Below are 2,198 nucleotides of genomic sequence, written 5' to 3' on the forward strand. Positions count from 1 at the left end.
CCTCCCGGCACTGACCCTACGGGTACAGTGCGGGGCTCCTGCGATTTCTAGCTGAAGAAGTTTGACCCAATTGGGATGACCCTAATTCAGGTGTTGAGCAAGGCTGTGCAGCACTTAGCAAGCTCCTCAATGGCACAGCTCCGGTTCTCGCCATCTTCAGGGTTTCGAGGGGCAAGTGATAGGGATCCCTGCCCCATTCAGTTTTCCGGCTCTCCTTCGGGCTCGGATGTCAGAATATGGTGATTAATTGTTAAAGCGTTAAAGCCGGGCAGAATGAGCACTTAGTACCGATGCTCCCCTACCCAGAGGCCGACCAATGCTGCCTTGCCCCAGGGATCCACTTTCACTTCTGCCCGCGTGGCTTCAGGGTAATGCCGAATATCCTCTTCCAAGGCATCTCCAATCGCTTCGGGAATAAAAAATTCTTCGATTCCCAACTTGAGCTGCTGCCCGTCAAACCAGCCTCGCAGCACTTTCTCTTCAGGCTGCAAATCTTTGGGCATCTCCCGGCTGACACCGATTGCTTGCCAAGGTTGAGTGGGATCCCCTGCGGGGGGAGCCAAGCGCAGATAAAGGATCCCTGGCGTCTCCAAATCAGGTAACCAACCCGGCAGTTGCTCTAGGGTGGAGCGTCGAGCGACGACGTAGCCCAAGGTCACGTACCGGCCCCGCAAAAGGTCATAGGGATCCACGGGGGCCGTTTGCAGGTAGATCGTGGTTCCGACAGCAAGAGTCAGCGCTTGCCGAGACGGTATCAGCAGAACGATACCCAGTTGCAGCAGGAGGGGTAGCCAAAGCCGCCATTTGGGCAGGGATCCCTTCTGAGAAAGATTCGACGGGCTAGCCATAGCAGCCAGAGAGAGTGACCTCTCTCTTATGGCACAGGTTTGCCAATCCCGGACAGAAGCGGGTAGAAGTGCCCCACCGGCCCCTGCCCTGACCCGATGGCCAAAGGATGTCGCAGCGCTTCTGTTACATAGGCTTTGGCCGCCACTGTGGCCGCCAAGGGATCCCTGCCCCAGGCCATCTGTGCTGCAATGGCCGCCGAGAGGGTACAGCCGGTGCCGTGGGTGTGGCGGGTGGGGATCCGCTCTGTTTTCAGCACTTCCAGTCGCTCGCCATCGAACCACACATCCACCCCCTGCAGTTCCCCCGGCATGCCTCCGCCTTTGACCAACACCGCTCCACAGCCCAGGGTGCGAATCTGCTGAGCCGCCGTTTGCATATCCGCCAGGGACTGCAGCTGCAGCCCCGTTAAAATTTGCGCCTCATAGCGATTGGGGGTCAGCACCTGGGCCAAGGGGATCAGCCGCTCGCGGATGGCCTGAATGGCTTCATCTGCCAGCAACTTTGCTCCCGTGCGGGACACCATCACCGGATCCACCACCAGAGGCCGCAACGCCCAGCGCTCCACCTGACGGGCTACCTCCAGCACGATCTCGGCATTCAGCAACATGCCCGTCTTGATCCCTTGCACCCCGATGTCCTGCACCACGGCCTCAATTTGGGCGGCCACGGCTTCGGGGGGCAGCGCATCGACCCGGCTCACCCCAAGGGTATTTTGGGCAGTCACGCAGGTCAGGGCAGAGGTACCGTGTACCCGTTGGAAAGCAAAGGTGCGCAGATCCGCTTGGATCCCTGCTCCCCCACCACTGTCGGATCCAGCGATGGTGAGGGCGACAGGGGGGTGCTGCTCGGCCAGCAGTGGAGCCGGAGTTGGTTCAGATGCAGAGACAGACATTGGCCAAACGACAAAAATGGGCAAGGGTACCGATAGCCATTTCCATCAATCAATATGAACCATCTCTTTAACGTAGCAATGAAACTGTTGGTTCTCGATTGGTCTGAGACCACTGGGGTATTGGGAAAACTCTTGCAGACGTCTGTCAAGAAGCTGACTAAGAGTGAGTTGTCCTAGTCTAAATCCGAGTAGCCCTCATCAGTGGTGGCGACCACCTCAACCCAGGCTCTATCCCCCTCCACCGCCGTCAAGCTCCAGCGCAGAAGCCGAGCCGGCTGGCCCAGCTCCCGGTCAACTTGCTGACAGAGGGATTGCTCCAGTTGCGGGGCAGAGAGAGGCGAGCTCAACGGCAGAGATAGGTGCAACAAATGCAACTTCACAGGAGTCGAGGACTGATCTCGCCAAGGAAACAGACTTACTTTCGATAACTTCTAACACTAAGAATCCAAAAATATAA

3 protein-coding genes are annotated in these 2,198 nt (G+C 57.9%); all 3 read right to left on the reverse strand.

What is annotated here, in order from left to right; genetic code table 11:
- Positions 1-281: 281 nt before the first annotated feature.
- The 3 genes from NW838_RS14240 to NW838_RS14250 all read right to left on the reverse strand — a co-directional run bounded on the left by NW838_RS14240 (position 282) and on the right by NW838_RS14250 (position 2,121).
- Positions 282-848, reverse strand: coding sequence for a GDYXXLXY domain-containing protein (locus NW838_RS14240; protein ID WP_414357610.1), 567 nt, complete (start codon positions 846-848; stop codon positions 282-284).
- Between the two features lie 26 nt (positions 849-874).
- Entirely contained in the window at positions 875-1,741 is an 867-nt protein-coding gene (gene thiD, locus NW838_RS14245) for a bifunctional hydroxymethylpyrimidine kinase/phosphomethylpyrimidine kinase (RefSeq protein ID WP_414357609.1), read from the reverse strand.
- A gap of 173 nt (positions 1,742-1,914) precedes the next feature.
- On the reverse strand, positions 1,915-2,121 hold the full coding sequence (locus NW838_RS14250) for a hypothetical protein (RefSeq protein WP_414332282.1): 207 nt from the start codon (positions 2,119-2,121) through the stop codon (positions 1,915-1,917).
- Between the last annotated feature and the right edge of the window lie 77 nt (positions 2,122-2,198).

This window comes from Synechococcus sp. R55.2 (genome assembly GCF_047462075.1).
Lineage (GTDB): Bacteria > Cyanobacteriota > Cyanobacteriia > Thermostichales > Thermostichaceae > Thermostichus.

What these genes read in the sequence shown, in the direction of transcription:
- NW838_RS14240 (WP_414357610.1), bottom strand. Translation starts at nt 848, where the DNA reads ATGGCTAGCCCGTCGAATCTTTCTCAGAAGGGATCCCTGCCCAAATGG.
- thiD (WP_414357609.1), bottom strand. Translation starts at nt 1,741, where the DNA reads ATGTCTGTCTCTGCATCTGAACCAACTCCGGCTCCACTGCTGGCCGAG.